This window comes from Gallaecimonas pentaromativorans, assembly GCF_003751625.1.
GTDB classification, from domain to species: Bacteria; Pseudomonadota; Gammaproteobacteria; order Enterobacterales; family Gallaecimonadaceae; genus Gallaecimonas; species Gallaecimonas pentaromativorans.
The window spans coordinates 381704-408086 of record NZ_RJUL01000001.1; the positions used below are offsets into that span (position 1 = coordinate 381704).

At 60.4% G+C, this 26383-nt stretch carries 26 protein-coding genes; 14 read left to right on the forward strand and 12 right to left on the reverse strand.

All coding sequences use genetic code 11. From position 1 onward, the window contains the following. Positions 1-94 precede the first annotated feature (94 nt). From tpx to sbcD, 3 genes are all read right to left on the reverse strand, one after another. Entirely contained in the window at positions 95-592 is a 498-nt protein-coding gene (gene tpx, locus EDC28_RS01710) for a thiol peroxidase (RefSeq protein WP_050657934.1), read from the reverse strand. A gap of 125 nt (positions 593-717) precedes the next feature. After that, on the reverse strand, positions 718-4047 hold the full coding sequence (gene sbcC / locus EDC28_RS01715) for an exonuclease subunit SbcC (RefSeq protein WP_123420462.1): 3330 nt from the start codon (positions 4045-4047) through the stop codon (positions 718-720). Continuing rightward, positions 4044-5237 (reverse strand): exonuclease subunit SbcD, encoded by a 1194-nt coding sequence (gene sbcD, locus EDC28_RS01720; RefSeq protein ID WP_123420463.1) that lies wholly within the window; start codon positions 5235-5237, stop codon positions 4044-4046. Before sbcD ends, sbcC begins: the two co-directional genes overlap by 4 nt. Before the next feature lie 179 nt (positions 5238-5416). Here sbcD and EDC28_RS01725 point away from each other — a divergent pair, with 179 nt between their 5' ends. The 3 genes from EDC28_RS01725 (at position 5417) to EDC28_RS01735 (ending at position 8920) form a co-directional block, all read left to right on the forward strand. Further along, positions 5417-7624, forward strand: a complete 2208-nt coding sequence (locus EDC28_RS01725) for a bifunctional diguanylate cyclase/phosphodiesterase (RefSeq protein ID WP_123420464.1) — start codon at positions 5417-5419, stop codon at positions 7622-7624. A 108-nt stretch (positions 7625-7732) separates the two neighbouring features. After that, complete coding sequence (locus EDC28_RS01730; RefSeq protein WP_050657938.1) at positions 7733-7927, forward strand: heavy-metal-associated domain-containing protein; 195 nt, start codon at positions 7733-7735, stop codon at positions 7925-7927. 195 nt (positions 7928-8122) lie between these two features. Continuing rightward, on the forward strand, positions 8123-8920 hold the full coding sequence (locus tag EDC28_RS01735; RefSeq protein WP_050657939.1) for a response regulator: 798 nt from the start codon (positions 8123-8125) through the stop codon (positions 8918-8920). Positions 8921-9302: 382 nt separating this feature from the next. Here EDC28_RS01735 and EDC28_RS01755 read toward each other — a convergent pair whose 3' ends face one another. The 4 genes from EDC28_RS01755 to EDC28_RS01770 form a co-directional block, all read right to left on the reverse strand. Continuing rightward, the gene (locus EDC28_RS01755) at positions 9303-10193 is read right to left on the reverse strand and encodes a DMT family transporter (RefSeq protein WP_050657940.1); all 891 of its coding nucleotides are present in this window, start codon (positions 10191-10193) and stop codon (positions 9303-9305) included. 59 nt (positions 10194-10252) lie between these two features. Further along, complete coding sequence (locus EDC28_RS01760; RefSeq protein ID WP_050657941.1) at positions 10253-10795, reverse strand: DUF922 domain-containing protein; 543 nt, start codon at positions 10793-10795, stop codon at positions 10253-10255. 70 nt (positions 10796-10865) lie between these two features. Beyond that, the gene (gene fghA / locus EDC28_RS01765) at positions 10866-11687 is read right to left on the reverse strand and encodes an S-formylglutathione hydrolase (protein ID WP_050657942.1); all 822 of its coding nucleotides are present in this window, start codon (positions 11685-11687) and stop codon (positions 10866-10868) included. 9 nt (positions 11688-11696) lie between these two features. Then, on the reverse strand, positions 11697-12815 hold the full coding sequence (locus EDC28_RS01770; protein ID WP_464949434.1) for an S-(hydroxymethyl)glutathione dehydrogenase/class III alcohol dehydrogenase: 1119 nt from the start codon (positions 12813-12815) through the stop codon (positions 11697-11699). Positions 12816-12901: 86 nt separating this feature from the next. Here EDC28_RS01770 and EDC28_RS01775 point away from each other — a divergent pair, with 86 nt between their 5' ends. Then, on the forward strand, positions 12902-13774 hold the full coding sequence (locus tag EDC28_RS01775) for a LysR family transcriptional regulator (protein WP_050657944.1): 873 nt from the start codon (positions 12902-12904) through the stop codon (positions 13772-13774). On the opposite strand, the gene EDC28_RS01780 is transcribed toward EDC28_RS01775, so the two are convergent. Then, on the reverse strand, positions 13771-14373 hold the full coding sequence (locus tag EDC28_RS01780; protein WP_211355709.1) for a hypothetical protein: 603 nt from the start codon (positions 14371-14373) through the stop codon (positions 13771-13773). The two genes, EDC28_RS01775 and EDC28_RS01780, sit on opposite strands and share 4 nt — an antisense overlap. Positions 14374-14533: 160 nt before the next feature. Here EDC28_RS01780 and EDC28_RS01785 point away from each other — a divergent pair, with 160 nt between their 5' ends. The 3 genes from EDC28_RS01785 to gshB are packed head-to-tail and all read left to right on the forward strand — an operon-like array spanning position 14534 to position 16893. Further along, a complete protein-coding gene (locus tag EDC28_RS01785) occupies positions 14534-15223 on the forward strand; it encodes an endonuclease (RefSeq protein ID WP_123420581.1) in 690 nt (229 codons plus the stop codon). Then, entirely contained in the window at positions 15223-15951 is a 729-nt protein-coding gene (rsmE, locus tag EDC28_RS01790) for a 16S rRNA (uracil(1498)-N(3))-methyltransferase (protein ID WP_123420467.1), read from the forward strand. Before EDC28_RS01785 ends, rsmE begins: the two co-directional genes overlap by 1 nt. A 27-nt stretch (positions 15952-15978) precedes the next feature. Further along, on the forward strand, positions 15979-16893 hold the full coding sequence (gene gshB / locus EDC28_RS01795; RefSeq protein WP_419177625.1) for a glutathione synthase: 915 nt from the start codon (positions 15979-15981) through the stop codon (positions 16891-16893). A gap of 30 nt (positions 16894-16923) precedes the next feature. Here gshB and EDC28_RS01800 read toward each other — a convergent pair whose 3' ends face one another. Both EDC28_RS01800 and EDC28_RS01805 read right to left on the reverse strand, forming a co-directional pair. Then, positions 16924-18429, reverse strand: coding sequence for an FAD-dependent oxidoreductase (locus EDC28_RS01800; protein ID WP_123420468.1), 1506 nt, complete (start codon positions 18427-18429; stop codon positions 16924-16926). Between the two features lie 56 nt (positions 18430-18485). Next, positions 18486-19988, reverse strand: coding sequence for an FAD-dependent monooxygenase (locus EDC28_RS01805; protein WP_123420582.1), 1503 nt, complete (start codon positions 19986-19988; stop codon positions 18486-18488). A 115-nt stretch (positions 19989-20103) separates the two neighbouring features. On the opposite strand from EDC28_RS01805, the gene EDC28_RS01810 reads away from it, so the two are divergent. The 3 genes from EDC28_RS01810 to ruvX all read left to right on the forward strand — a co-directional run bounded on the left by EDC28_RS01810 (position 20104) and on the right by ruvX (position 21786). Continuing rightward, entirely contained in the window at positions 20104-20667 is a 564-nt protein-coding gene (locus EDC28_RS01810) for a TetR/AcrR family transcriptional regulator (RefSeq protein ID WP_244946523.1), read from the forward strand. 130 nt (positions 20668-20797) lie between these two features. Then, positions 20798-21370, forward strand: coding sequence for a YqgE/AlgH family protein (locus EDC28_RS01815; protein ID WP_123420469.1), 573 nt, complete (start codon positions 20798-20800; stop codon positions 21368-21370). Then, a complete protein-coding gene (gene ruvX / locus EDC28_RS01820; protein ID WP_123420470.1) occupies positions 21370-21786 on the forward strand; it encodes a Holliday junction resolvase RuvX in 417 nt (138 codons plus the stop codon). The genes EDC28_RS01815 and ruvX overlap by 1 nt, the downstream gene beginning before the upstream one ends. A 32-nt stretch (positions 21787-21818) precedes the next feature. Here ruvX and EDC28_RS01825 read toward each other — a convergent pair whose 3' ends face one another. Both EDC28_RS01825 and EDC28_RS01830 read right to left on the reverse strand, forming a co-directional pair. Then, positions 21819-22928 (reverse strand): PilT/PilU family type 4a pilus ATPase, encoded by a 1110-nt coding sequence (locus tag EDC28_RS01825; RefSeq protein ID WP_050657953.1) that lies wholly within the window; start codon positions 22926-22928, stop codon positions 21819-21821. Between the two features lie 14 nt (positions 22929-22942). After that, a complete protein-coding gene (locus tag EDC28_RS01830; protein ID WP_050657954.1) occupies positions 22943-23977 on the reverse strand; it encodes a type IV pilus twitching motility protein PilT in 1035 nt (344 codons plus the stop codon). Between the two features lie 33 nt (positions 23978-24010). On the opposite strand from EDC28_RS01830, the gene EDC28_RS01835 reads away from it, so the two are divergent. The 4 genes from EDC28_RS01835 to yggU are packed head-to-tail and all read left to right on the forward strand — an operon-like array spanning position 24011 to position 26368. Further along, positions 24011-24706, forward strand: coding sequence for a YggS family pyridoxal phosphate-dependent enzyme (locus tag EDC28_RS01835; RefSeq protein ID WP_050657955.1), 696 nt, complete (start codon positions 24011-24013; stop codon positions 24704-24706). Positions 24707-24717: 11 nt separating this feature from the next. Next, complete coding sequence (proC, locus tag EDC28_RS01840; protein ID WP_123420471.1) at positions 24718-25533, forward strand: pyrroline-5-carboxylate reductase; 816 nt, start codon at positions 24718-24720, stop codon at positions 25531-25533. Continuing rightward, positions 25533-26078, forward strand: a complete 546-nt coding sequence (locus tag EDC28_RS01845; protein ID WP_050657957.1) for a YggT family protein — start codon at positions 25533-25535, stop codon at positions 26076-26078. Before proC ends, EDC28_RS01845 begins: the two co-directional genes overlap by 1 nt. Continuing rightward, positions 26078-26368 (forward strand): DUF167 family protein YggU, encoded by a 291-nt coding sequence (gene yggU / locus EDC28_RS01850; RefSeq protein WP_123420472.1) that lies wholly within the window; start codon positions 26078-26080, stop codon positions 26366-26368. Before EDC28_RS01845 ends, yggU begins: the two co-directional genes overlap by 1 nt. Positions 26369-26383: the final 15 nt, after the last annotated feature.

The following is a 26383-nucleotide window of genomic DNA, read 5'->3' on the forward strand; positions in this document are numbered from 1 at the left end:
GATGGCGGATAGTAACACCAAGGGCACCAATAACCTAAATAACGGGTAGAAAAAAGGCAGCCTGAAGGCTGCCTTTTGCGCTGACCAAACCGGCTTACAATACAGCCAGGGCTGCTTCGTAGTTGGGCTCGTCGGCGATTTCGCCCACCAGTTCGGTGTGCAGCACCTTGTTGTTTTCGTCCAGCACCACCACAGCACGGGCAGCCAGGCCTGCCAGGGGGCCGTCAGCCAGCTCGACACCGTAGTCTTTGAGAAACTCAACGCCGCGCAGGGTAGACAGGCTCACCACACCTTCGATGCCTTCGGCGCCGCAGAAACGGGCTTGGGCGAAAGGCAGGTCGGCGCTGATGCACAGCACCACGGTGTTGGAAAGACTGGCGGCCTGTTCGTTGAACTTACGCACGGAAGTGGCGCAAGTGGGGGTGTCGACGCTTGGGAAGATGTTGAGGATCTTGCGTTTACCGGCGAAGGCTTCCAGGCCTTTGTCGGACAGGTCGCCCGCGACCAGCTTGAACGCCGGGGCGCTGGCACCCTTGGCGGGCAATTCGCCATTCACAGAAACCGGGTTGCCTTTAAGAGTAACGGTTGCCATAAAAACTCCTTGATTGATTCTGACCTTGTAAGGGGAACCAATGCCCCCTTGCTGCCGTGCCAGTCTGGGCCAGAGTGCTCCACTCCACAAGCCCCGAGACGTAAAAAACTTATCGCAATAATCGATTATCCGGTAACCGCGAAGCGGCTGTCGAGCCGCGAGTAGCCCATACCGGCGCCCTTATGCACCTTCAGCTGCACCGGGATGCGCTCCTTAAGGGCCTCAACGTGGCTGATAACGCCAATCATCTTGCCGTCGGCATTGAGGTTATCCAGGGCGTCCAGGGCCAGCTCCAGGGTGTCGGCGTCGAGGGTGCCAAAGCCCTCGTCAAGGAACAGCGAATCGATGGCGCTTTTTTGGCTGACCAAATCCGATAGCGCCAGGGCCAGTGCCAGGCTCACCAAAAAGCTTTCGCCGCCGGAAAGGGTGCGGGTGTCGCGGGCCACATCGGCCTGCCAGCTGTCCAGCACTTCCAAGTCCAGCTCGGCGCCGGCCTTGCGGCGCAGGCCATAGCGGCCGTGGAGCCGGTCGAGGCGCTGGTTGGCAAGATGCACCAAATGATCCAGGGTCAGGCCCTGGGCAAAGCGGCGGAACTTGGCGCCATCGGCCGAGCCAATCAAGCCATTGAGGTGCTGCTGGATATCGAGCTCGGCTTGTTGCGCTTGTAAGGTGGCAGCCAGCCCGCCCAGTTCCTGGCGGGCTTTGGCGTCACTTTTAAGGCGGGTGTCCAGGGCGCCGTCCTGGCTGGCGAGTTCTCGCAGCTGCTCGCGAAGCTTAAGCTCCTCGGCCTGCAAAGCCTCCAGGGTGGCGCCATCGGCTTTGTCTTTACCCAGTACCTGCAAGCGCGCTTTTAAATCCTGCACCCGGCTTTGGGCGGTGATAAGGGCGTCGTGCAGCCGCTGCTCCAGCTCCGTAAGGCGCTGCTGCTCGTCAAGGGGCAACAGGGCGTCGTGAAAGGCCGCTTCGTCCTTGAAGGGGCTTTCTTTAAGGCCTTGCTGCCACTGGCCCAGGGCCTCGCTCTGCTGGCTATCAAGCTCCTTGAGGCGATGGATAAGCGCCTGATGCTCGGCGGCCAGCATCTTTTGGCTATCAAGGAGCGCCGCATAGCGCGGCTCCAGCTCGCCAAGCTCTATATCGGCGGGAGGCGCATCCAAGGCTGGCCGCTCACCCAAGCGCTGGCGCCAGCGACCAAGGGCTTCGTCCAGACGCTCCTGGCGGGCGCCGTGCTGCTGCACTGCTTTATCCAGTTGCTGCTGGCGGGCCAGGGCTTCTTGATAGGCGCCGATGCGCTGCTCGCAGCTCTGTTGCCACTGGCCATCGGCCACCAGACCCTTGGCTTCAAGGCTGTTGGCAAAGCGCTGCTGGCTATCAGCAAGGGCCTTGCCTTCTTGCTCAAGCTGCCGGGCGCTGTCGTCCAGTTGGCGCTGCTGCTCCTCAACACTTTTCTGGGCAAAGATCAGCTGATCCTGGGCTTTGTCGGCGTCGAATTTGGCTTGTTGCCAGGCTTGCTGGGCGGCATCGGCGGCGCTGGCGGCGACCTTGATGGCGGCCATGGTGCCGTCCAGCTCTTCAAGGGTCTTGTTAAGGGCCGCCAGGCTTTGGCCGCCCAGTTGCTGCTGGCCTTCGGCAAGGCTCGCCGCCAGTTGCGCGCTTTCTTGTTGCCGCAGTTCTTGCCCCTTTTGGTGCTGCTCTATCTGCACTACCAGGCTGGCGCCATGGCTTTTCACTTCTTCGAGTTCGTCACTGAGCGCCTTTAAACGTGCAGCGGTGTCCGATTGGCTCAGGGCGCTGTAGTCGCTGATACCGGGGTGCTGGGCGCTGCCGCACAGCGGGCAGGGTTCGCCCGCTTGAAGGTGCTGGCGATAATGGGCCAGCTCGCCAATGAGTTTTTCCTGCTCGAGGAGCTTTTCCTTGTCTTTGACCTGCTCGCGCAGCACCTTGTAGCGCTCGCGCAGCTGCTCGCGCTGCTGGCTCAATGCCTGGATGCTGCGCTCGGTATCCGCCATGTTTTGGCGCAGTTGCTGCTGGCGCGCCTCGCCCTGCTGCTGGGCCTGGGCCAGCGGCAGCAGCCACTGCTGGGCCTGCCAGTGGCTTTGCCATTGATCAAGGCTGTGGCCGTCCAGGCGCTGGGCCAGGTGGTGCTGAGCTTGCTGGAGCTGCTGCTCGGCCTGCGTTGCCTGCTGCTGGGCCTCGCCAAGGCGCTGCTGCTGGCCAATAAGGGCCTGGCGGCCGGCGTCCACTTGCTGGGCCAGGTGCTGCTGGCGGGCTTGGCCTTGCTCAAAACGTTGCTGCTCAAGGCCAAGCTGCTGCTGCCATTGGCGCCAGCTGCCGAGCTCGGCGGCCAGGGCGCTGTCTTGCTGATGCTCGCCAAGCCAGGTTGCAAGGCGGCTAAGTTCTTGCTGGCAACTGGCCAATTCACTGGCAGCGGCGCCGAGCTGCTGGCGGGCCAGGCATTCGCCTTGCTGGGCCAGTTGCTGCTCTTGCTGGCCCATGTCTGCCAATGCGCGGCCAAGCTCTTGCTCGCGCTCGCGGCCGGCAGAGAGTTCCTGGCCCAACTGCTGCCAGTGGCGGTAAAGGGGCCGCAATGCCTCGGCGGGTTTGGCGGCTTTGAGTTTTTTAAGGGCCGGTTCGGCCTGTTGCCACTGCGTTTGAGCCACTTCCAGTTGCGCACTGGCCTGGGCCATCTCGGCGGTGGCGCCGTCCAGCTGTTTGCGCCAATCCAGTTGGGTGCTCACTTTACGCAGCTGCTCGTTAAGGCCCTGCTCCTGGGTGCGAAGGGCCGCCAAGGCCTCGCCCAGCTGCTGGCGCTCGTCATCAGTGAGCACCGCGATTTGCCCGGCGCGGGCTTCCAGCACCTTGACCTCTTCGGCCAGGGCGCGGGTGTCGTCGAACACTTTTTGGGAGAGCTGGCCGTAGATGTCGGTGCCGGTCAACTCCTCTAAAAGCTCGGCGCGCTTGTTGGCGTCGGCGTTCAAGAAGGCGGCAAAGCCACCCTGTGCCAGCAGCATGGACATGGTAAAACGGCCGAAATCGAGGCCGGTCAGCTGCTCGGTGAGCTTGAGCTTGTCGCTTATTTTGTCGGTAAGGATCTCGCCGTCGAGGCGGGCCAGCTCTACCTTGGGGGGCTGCAACTTGCCGTCAGGGTTGTCGCGGGCGCGGCGCTGCTGCCAAAAGGCCCGGTAGCCCTGGCCTTTGACCTCGAACTCCACCTCCGCTAGCGCTTCGCTGGTGTGGCGAGTCATCAGTTCGTTGCTGGACTGAGACACCGTCTTCATGCGCGGCGTCTCGTGGTAAAGGGCGAGACAAATGGCGTCCAGCAAGGTGGTTTTGCCGGCGCCGGTGGGGCCGGTGATGGCAAACAGGCCGTTGCTGGCAAAGGGCTCGGCGCTGAAATCGATTTTCCACTCCCCCTTGAGGGAGTTGAGGTTTTTAAGGCGCAGGCTGAGGATCTTCATTTGGCCTCCCTAAGGGCGGCCAGGGTGGCCTGGTAACGCTCGGTCAGTGCCAGGTTAAGCTCGCCGCTCAGGCCCTCGTTGGCCAGACGCCGGGCAAAGACTTCTTCGGGGTTAAGCTCATCGAGGGTTTCGCGGTGCTCTCGCACTATGCCCTGCTGCTGTTGGCGCTCGCGGCGAAGGCGCAGCAGATCCACCGGCAAGCCGTCCAGCTGCTCGGCCACCCGGGCTTGCAGGTCACTAAGATACTGCTGGCTAGAGAGCACCACTTCCAGCCACAGCCGCTCGCCATCGGCCAGGGTCTCAGTCAAGGGCTGCACCTGGGCCCGGATGCCTTCCAGCTCACAGCGTACGCTGGCCAGTTGCTGAAAACGGGGCACGGCGATGGGGGTAACAGAGCGCAGGGCGCCGTCCAGCTCCACCAGTAGCATTTCTTTTTGTTGACGCGCTTCGTCAAAGCTCAAGGGGATGGGCGAGCCGCTGTAGCGAATGTGCTCAAAGCCGCCCACCTTCTGGGGCCTGTGGATATGGCCAAGGGCAATGTAGTCGGCGGCCGGGAAGGCATTGGTGGGAAAAGCCTCCAGGCTGCCCACGTAAATCTCCCGTACCGACTCCGAGGCGCTGGCGCCGACCGTGGTGAGGTGGCCTGTCATCACCACCGGCAGGCCGCGGGCTTTGGCCTTGTCATAAAGCCCCTGGTAATGGGCCTGGATGGCCTGCTGCATGCCCAGCAATTTGGCCTGACCGTCTTGCCCCGCTTCGCTTTGCAGCAGTTCGCGAGGCCGCAAAAAAGGAATGGCGCAAAGGGTGGCCGCTGCCTCGCCGGTGGCGCCATGCAGGGTAAGCAGTTGGTTGGTAGCGTCCTCCCCCACCGAGGCCACCACCTGGGTGCCCAGCGCCCCCAGCAGCGCCTGGGATTCTTCCAGCACCGCCACCGAGTCGTGGTTACCCGCCAGAACAACGAGTTGACACCCTTGTTCCTTCATCCCCAGCACCAGGCTGTTATAAAGTTCTCTTGCATAACTGGGCGGGGTGCCGGTATCAAAGATATCGCCCGCAATAACAACCACATCCACCTGGTTGGCGGCAACGGTGTCGAGCAGCCATGCGATGAGGGCGCCATGCTCGGCCTGGCGGGTTTTACCCATAAAGTGCTGGCCCAAGTGCCAGTCGGAGGTGTGAAGGATCCGCATCGATTTAAGATTGCCTGAAGTTTGGTCGCTACTTTACTGGGGTTTCTCTGCCGTTGCAGCCGCCAAGGCTGCAACGCGGGTTGTAGGGCGCCCGGTTCGTCAGCAAACATCTCAATTTAAACAATACCTTATCACCACCCGCCGCTACAGTGTGGGCCTTTGATGTGTGAGAGAAGTGGATGCTCAAACAGCTGTTGTACCTCAATGACGAGCAAGGCGACCTGCCCATCAGCCCCTGGCGCATCAGCGTGCTGCGGATCCTGACCCTCTCGGGGCTGCTGTTGGTGCTCGGCATTGCCGTGCACAGTAGCTACAAGGCCTGGCAACTGGGGGCCTACCATGTGCTGTACATCGTGCTGGGCTTCTATGTGGTGCTGTTGGGCGCCGCCCTTTTTGCCCGGCGCCGTTACCGGCTGGGGCGTATGTTGCTGGCCCTATGCGTTGTCGGCGCCGGTGCCACCATGCAGTTTTTCATCAAGGATTTTGACGACGCCAAGCTTGGCGCCATTTTCCTTTACTCGCTGCCCATCGCCATGCTGATGCTGTGGGGCAAGAAGGCGGCGGTAGCTGCCATGGCCTTTAACCTGCTGCCCTTTGCCTATCTGGTGTATAACAAACCGCTGCTGCATTGGGACACCTTTAACATCGACCTGCCCAGCACCCCCATTTACCTCAATCTGCTGCTGTTTATTTTCTTTAACCTTTGCCTGCCCCTGGCCCTGATGCGGATGCTAAGCGCTTTGCAATGGACCCACGGCCGCCAGCAAGACCTTAACCGCCAACTGCAATTGTCGATGCTGCTGTATCGGGATCTGTTTGATAACGACAACCACCCGGCCCTTATCATCAACCACGGCCAAAAAGTGATGCGCCAGAACAAGGCCCTTGCCCGCTGGCTTAAAAAGCATCGCCTGAGCATTAACGCGCTACTGCCGGCACTGTCGTTGCCACCGGAGAACTGCAAACACCTGCCTCGACTGCTGCCCACTGGAAGTGGCCAGCAGCGCTTGGTGGAACTCACTAAAAGCCGCATGGCCAATCCGCAGTATCACCTGCTGCTGCTTGAAGACGTCACCGAAGCCTCGCAGCTGAAAATGCAGTTGGCCGACGAACGGGTACAAAACCGGCGCCTGCGCTGGCATGACACCAGCACCGGAATGCTCAACGAGCAGGGAGTTGAACATTGGCTGGCCCGAAAACCAAGGGCGGCGGTGGCCATCATGCAGCTGTGTAACGGCCCTGGCATCCGCTTCAAGTACGGCAAGCCGGTCAAAGATCAGGTGCTCAACAAGATTGCCGCCCACGTAAAGGCGCTGCTTCCCAAAGGGGCCATTGCCGGGCGCATCGGCCGTTGCACCTTGGTGTTTTGTCATCCAACGATGCGCAGGGATGCTTTGCAAGCCATGGTGCAGGGCATCGAGATGCAGCTAGGCAGCACGGTTCGCCTCGATGACGGCGCCCTTTGTGAAACCGAACGCCACTGGAAGATAGCCTCCCACCCTGGGTTGCTGCCGCCCGGGCATCACATCAGCAGCCTGGCAGTGCACCTGTATGGTCAGCTTCTTACCGCTGGTGACGTGACCTTGTTGGACACCAACGCCCTGCAACGCTTCGACTCCCAGCACCAGTTGGTGGAAGATCTGCGTACCGCCCTTGCCAGCCGCGACCAGCTCTACCTGGATTACCAACCTCAGTGCGATACCGAAGGCAACATCGTGGCCGCCGAAGCGCTGCTGCGCTGGCGCCACCCCAAGGAGGGCAACATCAGCCCGGCGGTCTTTATTCCCCTGGCCGAGCAAAGTGGCAATATCGGCCGCCTGACCCGCTGGGTGGTGACCCAAGCCTGCGCCCAGCTAAAAAGCTGGCAGCAACAAGGCATCAACCTGCGCCTGAGCGTCAACCTCTCGGTGCTGGATTTGATAGACGAGCGTTTCACCCACTGGCTTATCGAGCATTGCCGGGAGCAGCAAATTGATAACGCCATGCTGGAGCTGGAGATCACCGAGACCGCCCTGGCCGACCTTCGCCAGACCAGCCAATCGTTAAAGATACTGAGCCAGGCCGGCTTTCCCCTGGCCATTGACGACTTTGGTACCGGCCACTCGTCGCTAACCCGGCTGACCAACCTCGATGCCAACATCATCAAAATTGACCGCGATTTTCTGCGCGCGGTGCCGGGCCAGGCGCGCAGCGAACGCATGCTCAAAGCCATTCTCGAGCTATGCCGCTCCACCGGCGCGGAGCCCTTGGTAGAAGGGGTGGAAACCCGCCAGCAGTTGGATTGGCTATTAGCCCAAGGCTGCAAATTCTTCCAGGGGTTTTACCTTTACCGGCCCATGCCCCCCCGCACTTTGGCGCAACTATTAAAGGCCATCAGCACCGCCTGACACATAAAATTCATTAGAAGAAAAACAATTATTTCTGCCTTTCGGTTGATATTTGCACGAAAAAACGCTGAAATAGATAGGGCACTAACAATATTTAGGAGCCTTGTTTTGTATACCTTCAAAGTTCGCAACATCCTGGGTAACCACTGCGTGTCGCGCATTCAGCAAGCCATCATGACCGGTGATGCCGAAGCACAAGTGCGTATTGATCGCGATGAGAACCGTATTACCATCATCAGCAACCAAAGCCGCAACCAGTTGGCCCAAGCCCTGCGTGGTACCGGTTTTCCTGCTCTGCCCTGATGTGAGAGCTATGGTTAGCCTTCTATAGATCAAAAATCATTAGAAGCCTGATAATAGCTATTACCGACCGCCCTCCGGGGCGGTTTTTCATACCGACCGCTTGGCAAATAAACTTTAAAAAACAAAGCACTTGCCTTGGTGCCTAAAGTAACGACAATGCAGTTATAGGTTTGTAAACAACAAGGCGGAATAACGATGCATTCGCTGGTACCCAGTGACCTGTCCCTGCTGCTGGTCGAGCCCTCAGACACCCAACGCAAAGTGATACTGCGCCACCTGGCGGGTGAAGGCATCGAGACCGTCGATGAAGCCAGCAACCTGGCTCAGGCACTGACAAGCATTCGCGCCAACAAGCCAGATTTGGTGCTAAGCGCCCTGCACTTCACCGATGGCACGGCACTTGAACTGGTACGCACGATGCGCAGCGAAGCCGAGATCAAGGACACGCCTTTTGTGCTGGTGTCCAGCGAGCGCCGCCCCGACGAATTGGAAGCCTTCAAGCAGTGCGGAGTGGCGGCCATCCTGCCCAAGCCTTTTACCCATGCGCAGCTCGGGCTCGCCATTAACGCCACATTGGACCTGCTCTCTCCTCAAGAGTTGGAGCTGACCCACTTTGATACCCATTCACTGCGAGTATTGGTGGTAGACGACAGCCGCATGGCCCGGCGCCATATTCAGCGGGTGCTGGAAAACCTGGGTATCAGCCACATCACCGAAGCGGTGGACGGTGAAGACGCCATTGCCAAGCTGCAAAACCAGATGTTCGATTTGGTGGTCACCGACTACAACATGCCCAACGTTAACGGCCGTGAGCTGACCGAACACATTCGCCAGCATTCCGATCAGTCCCACCTGCCGGTGCTGATGGTAACCAGCGAAGCCAGCGGTGCTCACCTGGCCAACATTGCGCAGTCAGGGGTAGATGCCATCTGCGACAAACCCTTTGAACCTGCCGAAGTGCGAGCCATGCTCTACCGACTGTTGGAGCAGTAACACCCGTTGGCCTGGCCAACATTGCCCTCAAACTCGGGGGTCGATGCCATCTGCGACAAGCCTTTTGAACCTGCCGAAGTGCGAGCCATGCTCTACCGACTGTTGGAGCAGTAACACCCGTTGGCCTGGCCAACATTGCTCTCAAACTCCGGGGTCGATGCCATCTGCGACAAACCCTTTGAACCTGCCGAAGTGCGAACCATGCTCTACCGATTGTTGGAGCAGTAACACCCGTTGGCCTGGCCAACATTGCCCTCAAACTCCGGGGGCGATGCCATCTGCGACAAACCCTTTGAACCTGCCGACGTGCGAGCCATGCTCTACCGGTTATTGGAGCAGTAAAAGACAGACCGAAAAGCCCGCCCATTGGCGGGCTTTTCGGTTAGCGGCTAACGATAAGCATGGTGCCTATCACCGTCACCATGGCCCCCAGCCAGGCGCCTTTAGCCGGCGCCCTTTTTTGCACCAGCCACAAAAGCGGCAGAATAAGCACCGGGCTTACCGAGCTCAGCATCGCTACCAGCCCCACTTCGCCGTAGCGAAGGGCGTACAGGATGAGGGTCATGCCCACCCCCATGGACAAAAAGCCGTTGATGGCCACCTTGCCCAGCACCGCCCAATTGATGGGTAGCCTGGCTTTGGCGATGGCGGCGCCGCTCCAAAGCAGCAACAGATGCAGGCCAAGGGCGGTGCTCATGCGTACCGCCGAGGCCGACACCGCATCAATATCCCCGGCCATCACCGGTTTGACCATCAAGGTGGCGCTGGCTTGGCAAAGGGCAGAAAGCAGCCCAAGGGCCACCCCTACTGCCAGCTTGCCGTTGTCTTGCTCCCAGTGGTGGTTCTCCCCTTCGCGGCGGCCAAACAGCACCGCCCCCATAACGCCGCTGGCCACCAACATGCATCCCACCAGCGTCAGGCCCTTGAGGGTTTCTCCCAGCACCAGGTACCCCAGCAGCACCGAAAACAGCGAATGGCAGGCAAAAAGTACCACCGCCCGGCGCGGCCCCAGGCAATTCATGGCGGCAAAAAGGGCGGTGTCACCGATAAAAATTCCCACCAGCCCTGACAGCGCCATCACCTCAATACTGCCGCTATTAAGGCTCTGCCAGCCGCCACTTACCAGCGACACCGACCACAGCATCAAACTGACACAAGCCATGCGCCAGCGCGAAAAGGCAAAGGCCCCTAAGTGACGGGCGGCGGACGCAGAAAAGAGACTGGCAACAGCCCAGCAGCAGGCCGCCGCCAGGGCAAGGGATTCAAACAGCAAGGGGAGTGTCCACTAAAAGGTAAAGGCGCCAGTGTAGCCGAAAAGGCCCACGGCCAGGGTCAGTCCGTTGCTTGTTGCTGCTCAGATATTTGCCACAGCCGGTCTTGCTCGTCGAGTTTGGTGTCCTGCTGCTCGCGCTTTTGTTCAAGCTCGGTCTTGATACGCAGGTACCCGGCCTTGATGGCGCCGCAATCGGGGCCGGGTGGCAGGGCCATGGCGCGGCTGCGAAGGGCCTTTATCATGTCGATGACATGTTGGCGATGGCGGTATTCGTGGCGGTGGATGTGCTCGTAGAACGCCTCCCAGCGGGGTTTGAGCGCTTTGGGGGTGTCGAGCCAGCGGGGCAGGCTGATGGTGACTTTGAGCGTCACCTCCATGGCGCTTATCCAGCAGCGGCGCTGGTCGCTGGCAAAGGCCACTTTGTATGAGGCATTCCAGGCAGTTTGGGCCCAGGCCTTGTTGCCCTTGCCGGGGCGGCGGCGCACCACTTCAAGCAAAGCGTCCCAGCTGTCGGCCTTGATGGGGTAATAGGCAACCTGCTCATGGTAGTGAACATCGGGGTCTTGGAAGGGCGAGGCAGCCAGCAGCAATAACGACAGCATCACAGGGCCTTTGTTGAGAGCACGCCTTCACCTTAGCAGCAAAGAAAAAGGCCGCAAACGCGGCCTTGAGTCATTTGAGCTGGGCGGCATGGAAGCGAAGGTGCGCCTCCATGAAGCTGGCCACAAAAAAGTAGGAGTGGTCGTAACCGCTCTGGCGATGCACGGTCAGCTCGGAGCCGCTTTGCGCGGCGGCGGCTTCCAGGGCTTCTACCCGCAGCTGCTCCTCAAGGAAGTTATCCTTGAGGCCCACGTCTACCCGCACCGGCCAGGGCGCCTTGGCGTCAGCCAGCAGCAGCGAGGCGTCGTAAGACTCCCAGTCTGCCGGGTTATCCCCCAGATACGCACCAAAGGCCTTTTTGCCCCAGGGGCAATTGACCGGATTGCTGATGGGCGAAAACGCCGACACCGAGCCGTAAAAATCGCGGTTACGCAGGGCCAGCACCAGGGCGCCGTGGCCGCCCATGGAGTGGCCGCTGATGCCGCGCCGGCTGCCAAGGCCCAGGGCCTCGATAAGGGGCGGTAGTTCCTTGACGATGTAATCGTCCATCCGGTAGTGGCTGGCCCAAGGCGCCTGGGTGGCGTTGACATAAAAGCCGGCGCCTTTGCCCAGGTCATAGCCTTCATCGTCGGCCACCGCTTCGCCACGGGGGCTGGTATCCGGCGCCACGATGGCCAGGCCCAATTCGGCGGCCAGGCGCTGGGCGCCGGCTTTTTGCACGAAGTTCTCGTCGGTGCAGGTCAACCCCGACAGCCAATAGAGCACCGGGGTGTGGCTGCCAAAATCCGGCGGCAGGAAGACCGACACCGTCATCTCGCAGCCCAGCACCGCTGAGCCATGTTTATAGCGGCGCTGCTCGCCGCCAAAACACAGATGGCTTTCAATCAGTTCCATAACGGCTCCTTAGAACAGGATAACGGAGCGGATGCTCTTACCCTCGTGCATCAGGTCGAAGGCCTTGTTGATGTCTTCCAGGCCCATGGTGTGGGTCACGAAGTCATCCATGGGGATCTCGCCCTTGAGGTAACGCTCCACCAGGCCCGGCAGTTGGCTGCGCCCTTTTACGCCGCCAAAGGCGCTACCGCGCCAGACGCGGCCGGTCACCAGTTGGAAGGGGCGGGTGCGAATTTCCTGGCCGGCGCCAGCCACACCGATGATCACCGACTCGCCCCAGCCTTTGTGGCAGCACTCGAGGGCGGCGCGCATTACGTCAACATTACCAATACATTCAAAGGAATAGTCGACGCCGCCGTCGGTCAGATCGACGATCACCTGCTGGATGGGGTCGCTGTAGTCTTTGGGGTTGATGCAGTCGGTAGCCCCCAGTTTCTTGGCCATCTCGAACTTGTCGGGGTTCAAGTCGATACCGATGATGCGGCCAGCGCCGGCCATCTTGGCACCGATAATGGCGCTAAGGCCGATACCGCCCAGGCCGAAAATGGCCACGGTGGCACCCGGCTCTACCTTGGCGGTGTTAAGCACGGCGCCAATACCGGTGGTCACGCCACAGCCCAGCAGGCACACCTTGTCCAGCGGCGCTTCTTTGCTGATAACGGCCACGGAAATTTCCGGCAGCACGGTGTATTCGCTAAAGGTGCTGGTGCCCATGTAATGGAAGATGGGCTTGCCGTCCAGGCTGAAACGGCTGGTGCCGTCTGGCATCAGGCCCTGGCCCTGGGTGGCACGCACCGCCTGGCACAGGTTGGTTTTGCCAGACAGGCAGAACTTACACTTGCCGCATTCGGCGGTGTACAGCGGAATCACGTGGTCGCCCACTTTTACCGAGGTCACGCCGGGGCCGACCGCTTCGACGATACCGGCGCCTTCATGGCCGAGGATGGACGGGAAGATACCTTCCGGGTCGGCGCCGCTCAGGGTAAAGGCGTCGGTGTGGCAAACACCGGTGGCCACTAGCCGCACCAGCACTTCGCCTTCTTTGGGCGGCGCCACATTTACGGTTACCAGTTCCAGGGGCTTTCCGGCGGCAACCGCCAGCGCAGCACGGGATTTGATCATGGACAACTCCTTATTGGTTTGTGGCCATTGTATTGTGGTCTGGTGCTGAGATAATCACCTCAACTACAAAACAGATTTTCAGTATGGTAAAAATGAGCCGATTTGATGGCCTTGAAGCCCTGGTGGCGGTGGTAGAGCAGCAAAGCCTCTCTGGGGCAGCGCGGATGCTGGGGGTGTCGGTGGCCCATGTCAGCCGGCAGTTAAAGGCGCTGGAAAAGCGCCTGGGCAGCCAGCTTATCAAGCGCACCACCCGCCAGTTGATGGTAACCGACTCAGGAGAGCTTTATTACCAGCATGCCCGGGCGCTGCTGGACGGCCTTGAGCAAGCCGAAGACGCCGTCTCCACCCTAGAGGGGCACTTACAAGGCCGGCTTCGCATTACCGCCTCTACCGCCTTTGGCGAGCGCTATGTGGCGCCGGCGGTGATGAGCTTTCTGAGCCAATACCCGGAGCTGAAAATCGACCTCATCCTCAGTAACGCCAACCTGGATCTGGTGGCCGATGGTATAGACCTGGCCATTCGTCTGGGCAAGCTGGAAGACTCCAGCCACATTGCCCGCAAGTTGGCGCCGCGCCGGCTCTATATCTGTGCCAGCCCCGCTTATCTTGCCGCCCACGGCACGCCTCAAAGCCTTGATGAGTTGCACCAGCACAGCTGCCTGTTAGGCACCCTGGGTTACTGGCAGGGCCGAACCGGGCCTATTCAGCCCGACGCGCGGCTGCGCATCAACTCGGGGCAAGTGCTGCTGGAGGCGGCGCTAGACGGCCTGGGGCTGGTGCAACTGCCTGATTACTACGTGCTAGAGCACTTTAAAAACGGCACCTTAGTGGAGCTTTTACCGCAACTGAAACCGAGAGAAAGCGCGGTGTGGGCCCTGTACCCGGCGCGCCTGGCCCAAACCCCGAGGGTGGCGCGTTTTATCGCCCATCTTGAAGCGCACCTACAGGCGGTGCTGCCCGGTTAATCGGCCTCATCTTCGGCCTCGGCGAGCTGGTGAAAACGTAAATAAGCGTGCAGCAGCACCGTCATGCACACCGCCAGCAGCGCCAGGTCGAGATGAAAGAGGCCCTCATAATGCTCACGGGACACCGCCGGCAGTAGCGGTAAAAAAGCCATCAGCGCCAGGGCCGCCACCGACAGGTAAAAGCTGCCGATGGCAGGGTAGCTCAACATGCGCCGGCCAATCAGCGCCATCATCAAAACCGTGATGGACTCGGTCAGCAGCACCAGCGCCAGCCACAGATTGGCGATGCAGCCAAGCATCAGAACCAAGATAAGAAAGCGCAGCAGGCTATGGCAATTAAACTGCCAGGCCACCAAGCCCACCAGCAGCGGCATCGCCAGGTTTTCTCCCAGCTCCATCAACACCTGGTGCTTGAACCCCAGATCCAGCCAGCCGGCAAATCCCAATAAAGCGATGCAGGCGCTTAGGGCCAGCGCCGCCAGCAAAGCCAGGTACAAAGGCTTTATAACGCGGTGCAAAGGCGCGCCGCGCAAGGTGATAACGCAGCTCACCAAGGCGGCAATCAGCAGCAGTTCTGACAGTAAGGCGTAGAGTTTCATGAAGATTTTCAGCACTCAAGCGGCGCCTGTGGCCCTAGCTAAGGTGTAGCAATGCTGGCTGGGCGGCGCAAAAAGCTTGAGTCGACTCTGGCTGTTACCGGACAATGCCCGGCAACCATAACGATGACAAAAACAGGCCCAAGACGTAATGCGCCTTTTGATGCTGTTTGTGCTGCTGGCCCTTGCCAGCGGCCAGAGCCTGGCTGTAGAAAGTTTCAGCAAGGCCAAACGACTGGCAACCGAGCTGTACCAGTCCCACCCCGAAACCTTCTATTGCGGTTGCGACATCGACTGGCACGGCAAAAAAGGCGTGCCGGCGCTAGGCAGCTGCGGTTATCAGGTTCGCAAACAACCCAAACGCGCCAACCGCATCGAGTGGGAACACATCATGCCGGCCTGGGAATTTGGCCATCAGCTGCAATGCTGGCAAAAAGGGGGCCGCAAAGCCTGTAAAAAAGATAAGCGTTTCGAGCGCATGGAAGGGGACCTTCACAACCTGGCACCGGCTATCGGTGAAGTGAACGGCGACCGTTCCAACTATCGCTACGCCGCCCTTACCGGCAAACCCAACCAGTACGGCGCCTGCACCATGCTGGTGGACTTCAAGGGCGGCCGCGCCATGCCCCCGGAGCGGGCCCGAGGCAGCATCGCCCGCACCTATTTTTACATGGAAAAAGCCTACGGCATTCGCATCTCCCGCCAGCAGCGGCAGCTGTTCACGGCTTGGAACAACCTCTACCCTGTGAACAGCTGGGAGTGCCAGCGCAACCAGAAGATCAAAGCGGTGCAGGGTAACGACAACCCCTTTGTTACCCAGGCTTGCCTCAAACTCGCCCGCAAGGAGCAATAATGCGAAACCCGCGCATTTATGAACCCCAGCCCTTGAGCCAGGGCCAGACCCTGGCCTTGAGTGAAGACGGCGCCAACCATGTGGGCCGGGTGCTGCGCATGCAGCCGGGCCAGGTGCTGCGCCTTTTTAACGGTGACGGCAACGACTACCACGCCACCATTACCGAGGCTGGCAAAAAGCAGGTGCAGGTCACTATCACCGGCGCCGAGGCGCTGGCCAACGAATCGCCGCTGCGCATCCATTTGGGCCAAGTGATCTCCCGGGGCGATCGCATGGAGTTTGTCATTCAAAAGGCGGTAGAGCTGGGGGTAAGCGAAATTACTCCGCTCTTTTCCGAGCGCTGCGGCGTTAAGCTCCAGGGCGAGCGGCTGGACAAAAAGGTCGGCCAGTGGCAAAAGGTAGCCATCAGCGCCTGCGAGCAATGCGGCCGTGCCACCGTGCCGGTGATAAACGAGGTGGCCATGCTGAGCGACTGGGTGGCAGCGCCCTTTGACGGCCACAGCCTGACCTTGAGCCCCTACGCCAAAGGCGGCATCGCCAGTCTTGCCAAGGCTGGCGGCGCCCGGCTGCTCATCGGCCCCGAAGGCGGCTTTAGTGACGACGAAGTGGCCATAGCCCGCCAGGCCGGTTTTACCGACGTACTTTTAGGCCCCAGGGTTTTGCGCACCGAAACCGCAGCCCTGGCCGCCATCAGCGCCCTGCAACTGACCCTGGGCGATCTGGGATAAGGAGTAAAGATGAAGATCGGCATAGTGATGGACCCCATCGAGGCCATCAACACCAAAAAAGACACCACCTTTGCCATGGCGCTCGAAGCCCAGCGCCGCGGCCACAGCCTCTATTACATGCAGATGCAGGATTTAATGCTCGAAGACGGCGAGCCCCTGGCACGGATGACCGAATTTACCGTCAAGGACGATCCCAAAGATTACTACCGCCTGGACGAGCCCCAAACAGCCCCCCTCAAGGAGCTGGACATCATCCTGATGCGTAAAGATCCGCCCTTTGACACCGAATACATCTACGCCACCTACATCCTGGAGCGGGCCGAAGAGCAAGGGGTCAAGGTGGTCAACAAGCCCCAGAGCCTGCGCGACTGCAACGAAAAGCTCTTTACCGCCTGGTTCCCCCAGTTTACCCCCACCACTTTGGTGACCCGTTCGGCCAATAGGCTCAAGGCCTTCCACGCCGAGCACGGCGACGTAATTTTTAAACCCCTGGACGGCATGGGCGGCGCCTCGATTTTCCGCTTAAAGCCCGACGAAGCGAACCTTGGGGTGATCATCGAGACCCTCACCGAGCACGGCAGCCGTTACTGCATGGCGCAAAAATACCTGCCCGCCATCAAAGACGGCGACAAACGGGTGCTGGTGGTGGCCGGTAAGCCGGTAGAGCACGTGCTGGCCCGTATTCCCCAAGGCGGCGAAACCCGTGGCAACCTGGCCGCCGGTGGTCGCGGCGAAGTGCGCCCCATCTCGGATGCCGAGCGCCACATCGCCGAGACCTTAGGGCCAGAGCTGATGAAACGCGGCCTTTATTTTGTGGGCCTTGACGTGATTGGCGACAAGCTCACCGAAATCAACGTTACCTCCCCCACCTGCGTGCGGGAAATTGAGGCCGCTACCGGCATCAATATCTGTGCCCGGCTCTTTGAGGCCCTCGGGGCCTGACGCAAAAAAGGGCGCCTGCGGCGCCCTTTTTTATTGCCCAAACCAGCGGGCGATGGCGTCCTCGGCCGCCGCCACATCGGGGGGACTGCCAACAGGGCTTACCCAGGCAACGATGCCGTCAGGCCTTATCAGCATGGCGCCAAGGCCCAGATTGTCCTTGGCATGCAGCGCCAGGTAATCAAGCTCTGCCCTACCCCGGCAAAGGCCGGCCAAGTCTCGGTTATCCTCCAAAGCCACCAACAGGCCCTTAGCGCTTGCCAGGCGCGGGCCAAGGCGGCTGCCATCTGTTAGTTCCAGATCCGGGGCGCTGGCCCCCACCAGCGGGTGGCTGTCGCCCAGCTCATAGCGCAGGGTCAGGCCCCACAGCTTCCCCAGGAAATGGTTGGCGCCATCATCGGTTTGGATAAGGTCGCGAAGCAGCTGGGCCAGTGCCTCACCCTGAGGCCCCGGCGCCATGCAGGCTACCTGGGCGCGGGTCCAGTCCAGCACCCAACTGGCTACCGGGTGGCGCTCAGACTGGTAGCTGTCAAGGAGCTCCGCCGGCGCCCAGCCCTTGATAGTGGCCGCCAGCTTCCAGCCGAGGTTCAGGGCATCACCAATACCGGCGTTAAGGCCCTGGGCGCCAAGAGGCGAGTGGATATGGGCACTGTCACCAGCCAGCAGCACCCGGCCTTGGCGATACTGGGTCACCTGCTTGCACCTGTCGGTAAAGGTGGATGCCATCAGCATGCGCTTGACGGTGACATCGGTGCCGCTGACCCGGCGCAGCACCGCTTGAAAATGCGCCACCGTCACCTCCTGGCTGCGATCAAAGCAGCCGCCGTCGTACTCCATCAGCGCCAGATGGCCGGGGCTGGCCTGCACGTACATGCCATTGGCGGTGTACTGAAAACCCAGGGGCAGCTGCTCTGGGTCGGCCAATTCACAGTGCACCGTATAACCGGTGCAGTTGGCCTCGGTGCCGACAAATTCAAAACCGGCCAGCTTTCGCACCTGGCTGCGGCCACCGTCGCAGCCCACCAGCCAACGGCCTTGGTAAGGCTGGCCACCGGCTTGCACCACCACTTGGTCCGGGCCCTGCTCCAGGGCCGTCACCTCGGCGCCATACACCACAGTAACGCCGCGCTTGGCCGCCTGATGGTTAAGGGCAGTACAGATACGCTCCATGTCGGTTCTGGCGGGATAAAGCGCCGGCCCCGCCAAACGGTAGGGAAATCGCGCCAGCTCCAGTTGGCTGGCGTTCACCATGATGCCGGCAAAGTGGCCGCCAAACTGAAAAGGAACGGCCTTATCCGGGCGCTGGGGGCGCTGGTCGGCGTCGTCCACCAGCGCGTCCAATAGCCCGCGGCGGTAGAAGGCCTCCACCGAGTTGCTGTTGACCCCGCGCAGGCCAAGAGGCTTGCGTTTCCAGGGCATCTGGGCGCTGGGGTCTTTTTCCAGCACCAATACAGCGCAATTGGCCAGGGCCAGTTCGTGGGCCAGAAAAAGCCCCACCGGGCCAGCGCCGGCGATGATGACGTCAAAAAGCCTGTTCATGAATAAATCCTTGCAAGACCGGGCTTTAGCCCGGAAATAAAACGAAAAAGTGAGGTTCAGGCAGGGCCGAACCAGCGCACCAGCGCCGCCTCGGCAGCGGTCAAATCGACTTCGCCTTCGGCAAGCCAGGCCACCACCCCGTCCGGCCTTATCAGCAGCGCCTTGAGGCCAAGGGTGTCCTCGGCAGTGCCCGCCAGGTAATCGAGCCGGCCCTGCCAGGGGCGGCAAAAGACGCAAAGGGCTGGGTCATGGGTAAAGTCCAGCAGCAGGCCTTGGCCGCTATGGAGCCGCTGCCCCAGGCGACTGCCGCTCAACTGAAAGTCCGGGGCGCTGGCCCCCACCAGCGGGTGGCTGTCGCCCAGCTCATAGCGCTGAGTCAGGCCCCAGATCCGGCCGATAAAGTAATTCGCCCCGTCCTGGCTCTCGATAAGGTCCTTAAACAGGGCCCCCAGGGCGCGCCCTTGGGGTGATGGGGCCATAACTGCCGCTTGGGCCCGGCTCCAGGCCAGCACCTGGCTGGCGACCGGGCGCCGCTCCGCCTCATAGCTGTCCAGCAAACCGGGATTGGCCCAACCGTTGATGCAGGCTGCCAGCTTCCAGCCCAGGTTGATGGCATCGCCAAGGCCGGTATTGAGGCCCTGGCCTCCCATGGGAGAGTGAATATGGGCGCTGTCGCCGGCCAGCAGCACCCGCCCCTGGCAATAACGGCTGGCCAGCTTGGCGCGGTCGGTATGGCTGTGGGCCTGGTGCAGGGCCTTGATGGTGACATCAGTGCCGCTGACCCGGCGCAGCAGGGCCTGAGCATAGTCAAGGGTGATGGACCGGCTCCGGTCAAAACGGCCTTGGTCAAACTCGGTCACCATCACCAGCCCTTGCCCTGCCTTGGCGTAAAAGCCGGCCGGGGTGGTTTGAAAACCCGGCTTGAGCTGCTCAGGGTCTGCCAGCTCGCAAAGCAATTGGTAGCCGGTAAAGCTGGGCTCGGTGCCCTCAAAGGCGATACCCGCCAGTTTTCGCACATGGCTGCGCCCGCCGTCGCAGCCCACCAGCCATTGGCTTTCAAAAACCTCACTACCGGCCTGCACCCGAACTCCACCGTCATGCTGGGTGAGCCCCTGCACCTCGGCGCAATAGCGAATGCTGACCCCAAGGGCCAAGGCTCTTTCGGTCAGGGCCCGGTTGAGGGTGGCAAGGTCGGTGAGCGCCGTGCCAAAGGCCGGCCCTGCCGGCCGGTAGGGCCAGCGGGATGGAGCAAACCAGTCTGCGTTTATGGGCAGGCGAGCAAAGTGGCCAGCGGAGCGAAAGCCTTCATTGGGTTTGACGTGCGCCAGCGCCGCGCCGCTATCTACCAGCGCGGCGCCCAACAGGCCCCGGCGATACAGGGCCTCCAGAGAAGGCGTGTTCAGGCCCCTTAGCCCCAAGGGTTGGGCCTTGATGGGGTTGGTATCGGCAGGGTCTCTTTCCAACACCAGCACCGCCAGGCCAGCCAGGCCCAGCTCCGTTGCCAGGAACAGCCCCACGGGGCCGGCGCCGGCAATAATCACATCAAACTGGCTATGCAAGGTCTCTCCCAGGTTGGCCAAAAATAGAACGCCACAAACTTATAGTCACTTAAAAATTTGATCAAGTTAAATTTTAAAAGCATCATAGGCGGCACCATAGAGGGGAGTGACCGCCTTGGGACTGAGAGAACAGAAGAAAAAGCGCACCCGCAAAGCCATTTCCGACATGGCCACGCTGCTCTTTATCGAGCGCGGCTACCATCAGGTGACCACCGCCGAGATCGCCGAAAAGGCCGGGGTGTCGGTGCCGACCCTGTTTAATTACTTCCCCACCAAAGAAGCCATGGTGTTTGATGAAGACCGGGCCATTGAGGCGGGCCTCATCGACACTGTGGTCAAGCGCCGCCCCGGGCAAAGCATTGTGGAGGCGCTGATTGAAGCCGGCTTTAGCGGTATCGATGTAGACCATGCCGAGCACCAGCAACAGGTGGCGAGCTTTATGGCTCTGGTGGACAACACCCCTGAGCTCAGCCGCTACGCCAAGGACATGTGGCTGCGCCACGAAGCGTCGCTGGCCAGCGCCATCCTGGCATCAAGCCAAGCGCCCATCAGCCCTTTGCAGGCACAGGTGATTGCCCATTACATCCTCGATGTCTTCCAACGAGCCATTCGCACCCAGGACCCCAACGGCACCCTCAAGGCGCTGCTGACCTTGCTGGCCGATGGTTGGCGCGGTTAGCCAGGGAATGGTCACGCTTTACCCGCCAAGGCCCGCCTGCCCTTGAAAAGGCCTGCGCCCGCCCCAAGTTAGCTATTTACTGCCGGTCGTAAATGGCCATACTTGGGGAAAGCTCTGACAGGTGCTGCCGATGCGTAGTTTGCAAAATCACTTTCTGATTGCCACGCCTGCCATGCGTGACCCTTACTTTGCCCGCACTGTGACTTACCTTTGCGAGCACAATGACGAAGGGGCCATGGGGTTGGTGGTCAATCATCCGGTCAACATCACCGTGACCGACATGCTGCGCCAGCTCGAACTGGTGGAAGAAGACGAACCCGAAACCCTGAGCGGCCGCTATGTGTTCTCCGGTGGCCCGGTGAACCCCGAGCGGGGCTTTGTTATTCACACCCCCAAACGCGGCTACACCGCCAGTTTGTCCCTGGGTGAGGAGCTGATGGTCACCACCTCGGTGGACATTCTCTCAGCCCTTGGCGGCGAGCACGGCCCAGAGCGGTTTATGGTGACCCTCGGCTACGCCGGTTGGGAAGCCGGGCAGCTGGAAAAGGAGCTGGCCGACAACTCCTGGCTGCTGGTGCCTGCCGACGGCGATTTTGCCACCGAGCTGCTGTTCAATACCCCGCCCTCAAAACGCTGGCAAAAAGCCTGCGAACACCTGGGCTTTGATATCTGGCAACTGTCCAACGACGTAGGCCACGCCTGATGCCCAAAACCGTTATTGCCTTTGACCATGGTGCCAAGAGCATCGGTGTAGCCGTGGGCCAGGATGTCACCGGCTCGGCCCAGCCCCTGGCCGCCATCAAAGCGGTGGATGGCCAGCCCAATTGGGAGCTGGTGGAAAAAGTCCTCAAAGCCTGGCAGCCCAACTTGCTGGTAGTGGGCCTGCCGCTCAACATGGACGGCACCGAACAAAACACCACGGCGGCAGCCAAAAAATTTGCCGGGCGCCTTCATGGCCGTTTTGGCCTGGAAGTGGTAACGCAAGATGAGCGCCTAACCACGGCGGCGGCCAAGGAGTGGCTGTTTGAGAACGGCGGCTACAGCGCCTTGGAAAAAGGCAAAATCGACTCGGTGTCGGCCTGCCTTATTCTTGAATCCTGGTTTGAAAGCCAGTACTGACAGCGATAAAAAAGGCGCCCTGGGGCGCCTTTTTATCGGTCGATGGTGACGTTGTCCAGAGACGTGGTCTTGCCCGTTTCGTTCTGGCTGAGCTTAATCATCAGGCGCAGATCGTTGGGCGAGTCGGCATGGTGCAGGGCGTCGGCGTAGCTTATCTCGCCCTTGGCGTAGAGCTCGAACAGGCTGCGGTCGAAGGTCATCATGCCCAGCTCGCGGGAGCGCTCCATGCTGTCTTTCAAGAGGTGAATGTCGCCTTTGCGGATCTGCTCTGAAACCAGCGGCGAGTGCAGCAAAATCTCGGCCGCCACAATGCGGCCAGAGCCATCCCGTTTGGGCACCAGTTGCTGGGCGACAATGGCCTTGAGGTTAAGGCTCATGTCGAACAGGAACTGCTCGTGCTTTTCACGGGGCACCAGGTGCAGCACCCTTTCTAGCGCCTGGTTGGCGTTGTTGGCGTGCAGGGTGGCCATGCAGAGGTGGCCGGTTTCGGCAAAGGCGAGGGCAAACTCCATGGTCTCCTTGGTACGAATTTCCCCCAGCAAAATGACATCCGGCGCCTGACGCAGGCTGTTTTTCAGCGCCACCTCGAAAGACTCGCAATCGATGCCCACTTCCCGTTGGGTGATGATGGAGCGCTTGTGCTCGTGCACGAATTCGATGGGATCTTCGATGGTGACGATATGGCCGCGGCTATTCTCGTTGCGATAGCCCACCATGGCCGCCAGGGTGGTGGACTTACCGGTACCGGTGGCCCCCACCATCAGCACCAGGCCGCGCTTGGTCATCACGATGTCTTTGAGGATGGGCGGCAGATCCAGCTCCTCGATGGAAGGGATCTTGGTCTGGATGCGCCGCAGCACCATGCCGGCGGCATCGCGCTGGGTAAACACCGACACCCGAAACCGCCCTACCCCTTTGACGCTGATGGCAAAGTTGGCGTCCTTGTGGTCACGAAACTCATCGAGCTGGCGCTCGTTCATCACGCTTTCCACCAGGCTCTTGGCCTCGGCCATGGAGAGGCGCTGGTCGGCCACCGGGCGAATTTCGCCGTTGATCTTCAAGCAAGGCGGCAGGCCGGAGGTAATGAACAGATCCGAGGCCCCCATCTCGCCCATTCGTTGCAGCAGGCTTTTCATGTCCATGGCGCACTCCCCCTTTAGAAGGCGTTTTTATCCACCGCCTTGGCGCGGGCGTCGAGGCGGTTGATAAGGTTACGGTTCACCAGTTCTTTCATGCATTGGTCGAGGGTCTGCATGCCGTGGGTCATACCGGTTTGGATGGCCGAATACATCTGGGCCACCTTGTCTTCGCGGATAAGGTTACGAATGGCCGGGGTACCAATCATGATCTCGTGGGCCGCCACCCGGCCGCCGCCGGTTTTCTTCAACAGCGTTTGGGAGATAACCGCTTGCAACGATTCGGACAACATGGAGCGGACCATGGATTTTTCCGCAGCCGGGAATACGTCGATGATACGGTCGATGGTTTTGGCCGCCGAGCTGGTGTGCAGGGTGCCAAACACTAAGTGGCCGGTTTCGGCGGCGGTGAGCGCCAGGCGGATGGTTTCTAAGTCACGCATCTCGCCCACCAGTACCACATCGGGGTCTTCACGGAGCGCCGAGCGCAACGCGTTGGCAAAACTGTGGGTGTCGCGATGTACTTCCCGCTGGTTAACCAGGCACTTTTTGTTCTCGTGCACGAATTCGATGGGATCTTCGATGGTGAGAATGTGGTCGTGGCGGTTGTCGTTTACATAATCGATCATCGCCGCCAGGGTAGTGGATTTACCGGAGCCGGTGGGGCCGGTCACCAGCACCAGGCCACGGGGCTTGGTGACGATATCTTTAAAGATGGCTGGCGCCCCCAGGTCGTCCAGGGTCAGTACCTTGGACGGGATGGTCCGAAATACCGCCGCCGCGCCGCGATTCTGGTTGAAGGCGTTAACACGAAAACGCGCTACCCCGGGCACTTCGAAGGAGAAGTCCACTTCCAGGAACTCTTCGTATTCCTTGCGCTGCTTATCGTTCATGATGTCGTAGATAAGCGAGTGCACTTCTTTGTGCTCTAAGGCCGGCAGGTTGATGCGGCGCACATCGCCGTCAACCCGGATAAGGGGCGGAACGCCCGCAGAGATATGCAAGTCAGAGGCATTGTGCTTGACGCTGAATGCCAGGAGTTCGGTAATATCCATGTTCTTGTTATCACTCTTGAACTGCGGGCCAACATGACAACCATAGCAGAACGCTTGCATGACGCGGCAGCGCGCATCGCCAAGGCCGCAACGGTTTCAGGCCGGAACCCGGATGCCATTAGTCTGCTTGCGGTAAGCAAGCGAAAACCCCTCGAGGATGTCGTTGCCGCCCTGGCCGCAGGCCAGCTGGCGTTCGGTGAGAATTATGTGCAGGAAGGGGTGGAGAAGATCCAGGCCCTGTCTGCCGCCCATCCCGGCCATAAGGCGCAGTGGCATCTTATTGGCCCCCTCCAGTCCAATAAGACGGCGCTGGTGGCTGAGCACTTCGATTGGGTGCAAAGCCTGGACCGTGCCAAAATCGCCAAACGCCTCGACGAACAAAGACCGGCTCACCTTAAACCCATCCAAATTTGCATACAAGTGAACATCAGTGGTGAACAAAGTAAGTCTGGTGTTAGCCCCGATGAGGTCCTGGCCCTGGCCGCTGCCATCAGCGCCCTGCCTAAGCTTACCCTGCGCGGGCTGATGGCCATTGGCAGTGATGCCGGCCCAGACACCCAGCACCGCGAGTTTCACGCCATGAAAACCCTCTTTGACGAGCTTAAGGGCCGGTATCCTCAGGTAGACACTTTGTCTATGGGGATGAGCGGCGACCTGGAAATCGCTATCATGGAGGGCACCACTATGGTTCGCCTGGGTACCGCCCTGTTCGGTGCCCGTACCAACTGACAAGGTTGAACATGGAACACAAGCACATTGCATTTATCGGCGCGGGCAATATGGCCGGTGCCATCATGGGGGGCCTGGTGGCCTCCGGTTACCCCGCCAAGGCCATCACCGCCGCCAATCGCTCCGAGGGTAAGCTCGAGACCCTGGCCGATGAGCTGGGTATCAATACCACCACCGACAACCTCAAGGCGGCCGAAGCCGCCGACGTGGTGGTGCTGGGGGTCAAACCCAACATGATGGAAGGGGTGGTCAAACAGCTGGCGCACCTCAATGACGGCAAGAAGCTGTTTATCTCCATTGCCGCCGGGGTCACCCTGGCCCATTTTGAAGCCTGGTTTGGCAAAGCGGTCCCGATGATCCGCACCATGCCCAACACCCCGTCCCTGGTGGGCCTGGGCATGACCGGCCTGTACGCCTCAGACACCACCAACAAAGACGACAAAGCCATCAGCGATATGCTGATGCGGGCCGTGGGTAAAACTGCCTGGGTGAAAAACGAAATCGAACTGGACCACATCATCGCCGCTGCTGGCAGCGCCCCGGCCTACTTCTTCCTCTTTATGGAAGCCATGGAAGCCAAAGCCATGGAGCTGGGCTTTGACGCCGCCACCGCCCGCGAACTGGTGCAACAAACCGCCAGTGGCGCCGCGGAAATGGTGCGCCGCCGCGATATGCCCATCCGCGAGCTGCGCCGCCAGGTCACTTCCCCCGGCGGCACCACCGCCAAGGCCATTGAATCCTTCCAGGCCGCCGGCCTTGAGAAGATCGTTGCAGACGCCATGGACGCCGCCATCAGCCGCGCTGCAGAAATGGCCAAGGAGCTTTGATGAACGCCTTAGTATTTTTGTTCAAGACCCTGTTTGAGCTCTACATCATGGTGGTGTTGCTGCGGGTCTGGTTGCAGTGGGCCAAGGCGGATTTTTACAACCCCTTCAGCCAATTTGTGGTCAAGGCCACCCAGCCCATAGTGCGGCCGCTGCGCAAGGTCATTCCTTCCCTTGGCCCCATCGACACCGCTTCGGTGCTGTTTGCCCTGGTGCTGAGCGCCCTGGAAGTGGTGGTGCTGAACCTTCTCCTTGGTGGCGGCATCCCGCCGCTGCTGTCAATACTGTTTACCGGCGCTATTTTGTTGGTCTCCACCATTTTCCAACTGATCATCTACGTGATCTTCGCCGGCGTGATTTTAAGCTGGGTAGTACGTGGCTATCACCCGGTGGCGGCAGCACTGTTCCAGCTCACCGAGCCGCTGCTGCGCCCCATCCGCAGCATTTTGCCCAGCATGGGCGGCCTGGATCTTTCCCCCATGGTATTGCTGCTGGGCCTGTACTTTATTCGCATCTTGCTGACCGATCTCACCGGCATCGGTTTTTAATGAGCGCATTTGAATGGCAGGACCAAGATTTGGTCCTGCATCTTTATGTGCAGCCCAAAGCCAGCCGCGACAGCTTTGCCGGCCTGCACGGCGATGAGCTGAAACTGGCCATCACCGCCCCGCCGGTGGATGGCAAAGCCAATGAACACATCCGCAAATACCTCGCCAAACAGTGCCGCATCGCCAAAAGCCAGGTGCTGATTGAAAAGGGTGGGCTGGGGCGCCACAAGAAGGTGCGACTTTGCGGCCCGTTAACGCCGCCCCCCGACTGGGACTGGCTCACCGGCTAAACTGTGCCCAAGCCC

Bases quoted from the DNA above. Each gene is read 5' to 3' on its own strand.
- EDC28_RS01815 (WP_123420469.1), top strand. From the start codon at position 20,798: ATGCGTAGTTTGCAAAATCACTTTCTGATTGCCACGCCTGCCATGCGT.
- EDC28_RS01830 (WP_050657954.1), bottom strand. From the start codon at position 23,977: ATGGATATTACCGAACTCCTGGCATTCAGCGTCAAGCACAATGCCTCT.
- EDC28_RS01845 (WP_050657957.1), top strand. From the start codon at position 25,533: ATGAACGCCTTAGTATTTTTGTTCAAGACCCTGTTTGAGCTCTACATC.
- gshB (WP_419177625.1), top strand. From the start codon at position 15,979: ATGGACCCCATCGAGGCCATCAACACCAAAAAAGACACCACCTTTGCC.
- EDC28_RS01825 (WP_050657953.1), bottom strand. From the start codon at position 22,928: ATGGACATGAAAAGCCTGCTGCAACGAATGGGCGAGATGGGGGCCTCG.
- EDC28_RS01725 (WP_123420464.1), top strand. From the start codon at position 5,417: ATGCTCAAACAGCTGTTGTACCTCAATGACGAGCAAGGCGACCTGCCC.
- EDC28_RS01775 (WP_050657944.1), top strand. From the start codon at position 12,902: ATGAGCCGATTTGATGGCCTTGAAGCCCTGGTGGCGGTGGTAGAGCAG.
- ruvX (WP_123420470.1), top strand. From the start codon at position 21,370: ATGCCCAAAACCGTTATTGCCTTTGACCATGGTGCCAAGAGCATCGGT.
- EDC28_RS01760 (WP_050657941.1), bottom strand. From the start codon at position 10,795: ATGCTGTCGTTATTGCTGCTGGCTGCCTCGCCCTTCCAAGACCCCGAT.
- EDC28_RS01835 (WP_050657955.1), top strand. From the start codon at position 24,011: ATGACAACCATAGCAGAACGCTTGCATGACGCGGCAGCGCGCATCGCC.
- yggU (WP_123420472.1), top strand. From the start codon at position 26,078: ATGAGCGCATTTGAATGGCAGGACCAAGATTTGGTCCTGCATCTTTAT.
- tpx (WP_050657934.1), bottom strand. From the start codon at position 592: ATGGCAACCGTTACTCTTAAAGGCAACCCGGTTTCTGTGAATGGCGAA.
- EDC28_RS01735 (WP_050657939.1), top strand. From the start codon at position 8,123: ATGCATTCGCTGGTACCCAGTGACCTGTCCCTGCTGCTGGTCGAGCCC.
- rsmE (WP_123420467.1), top strand. From the start codon at position 15,223: ATGCGAAACCCGCGCATTTATGAACCCCAGCCCTTGAGCCAGGGCCAG.
- sbcD (WP_123420463.1), bottom strand. From the start codon at position 5,237: ATGCGGATCCTTCACACCTCCGACTGGCACTTGGGCCAGCACTTTATG.
- EDC28_RS01800 (WP_123420468.1), bottom strand. From the start codon at position 18,429: ATGAACAGGCTTTTTGACGTCATCATCGCCGGCGCTGGCCCGGTGGGG.
- EDC28_RS01780 (WP_211355709.1), bottom strand. From the start codon at position 14,373: ATGAAACTCTACGCCTTACTGTCAGAACTGCTGCTGATTGCCGCCTTG.
- sbcC (WP_123420462.1), bottom strand. From the start codon at position 4,047: ATGAAGATCCTCAGCCTGCGCCTTAAAAACCTCAACTCCCTCAAGGGG.
- fghA (WP_050657942.1), bottom strand. From the start codon at position 11,687: ATGGAACTGATTGAAAGCCATCTGTGTTTTGGCGGCGAGCAGCGCCGC.
- EDC28_RS01785 (WP_123420581.1), top strand. From the start codon at position 14,534: ATGCTGTTTGTGCTGCTGGCCCTTGCCAGCGGCCAGAGCCTGGCTGTA.
- proC (WP_123420471.1), top strand. From the start codon at position 24,718: ATGGAACACAAGCACATTGCATTTATCGGCGCGGGCAATATGGCCGGT.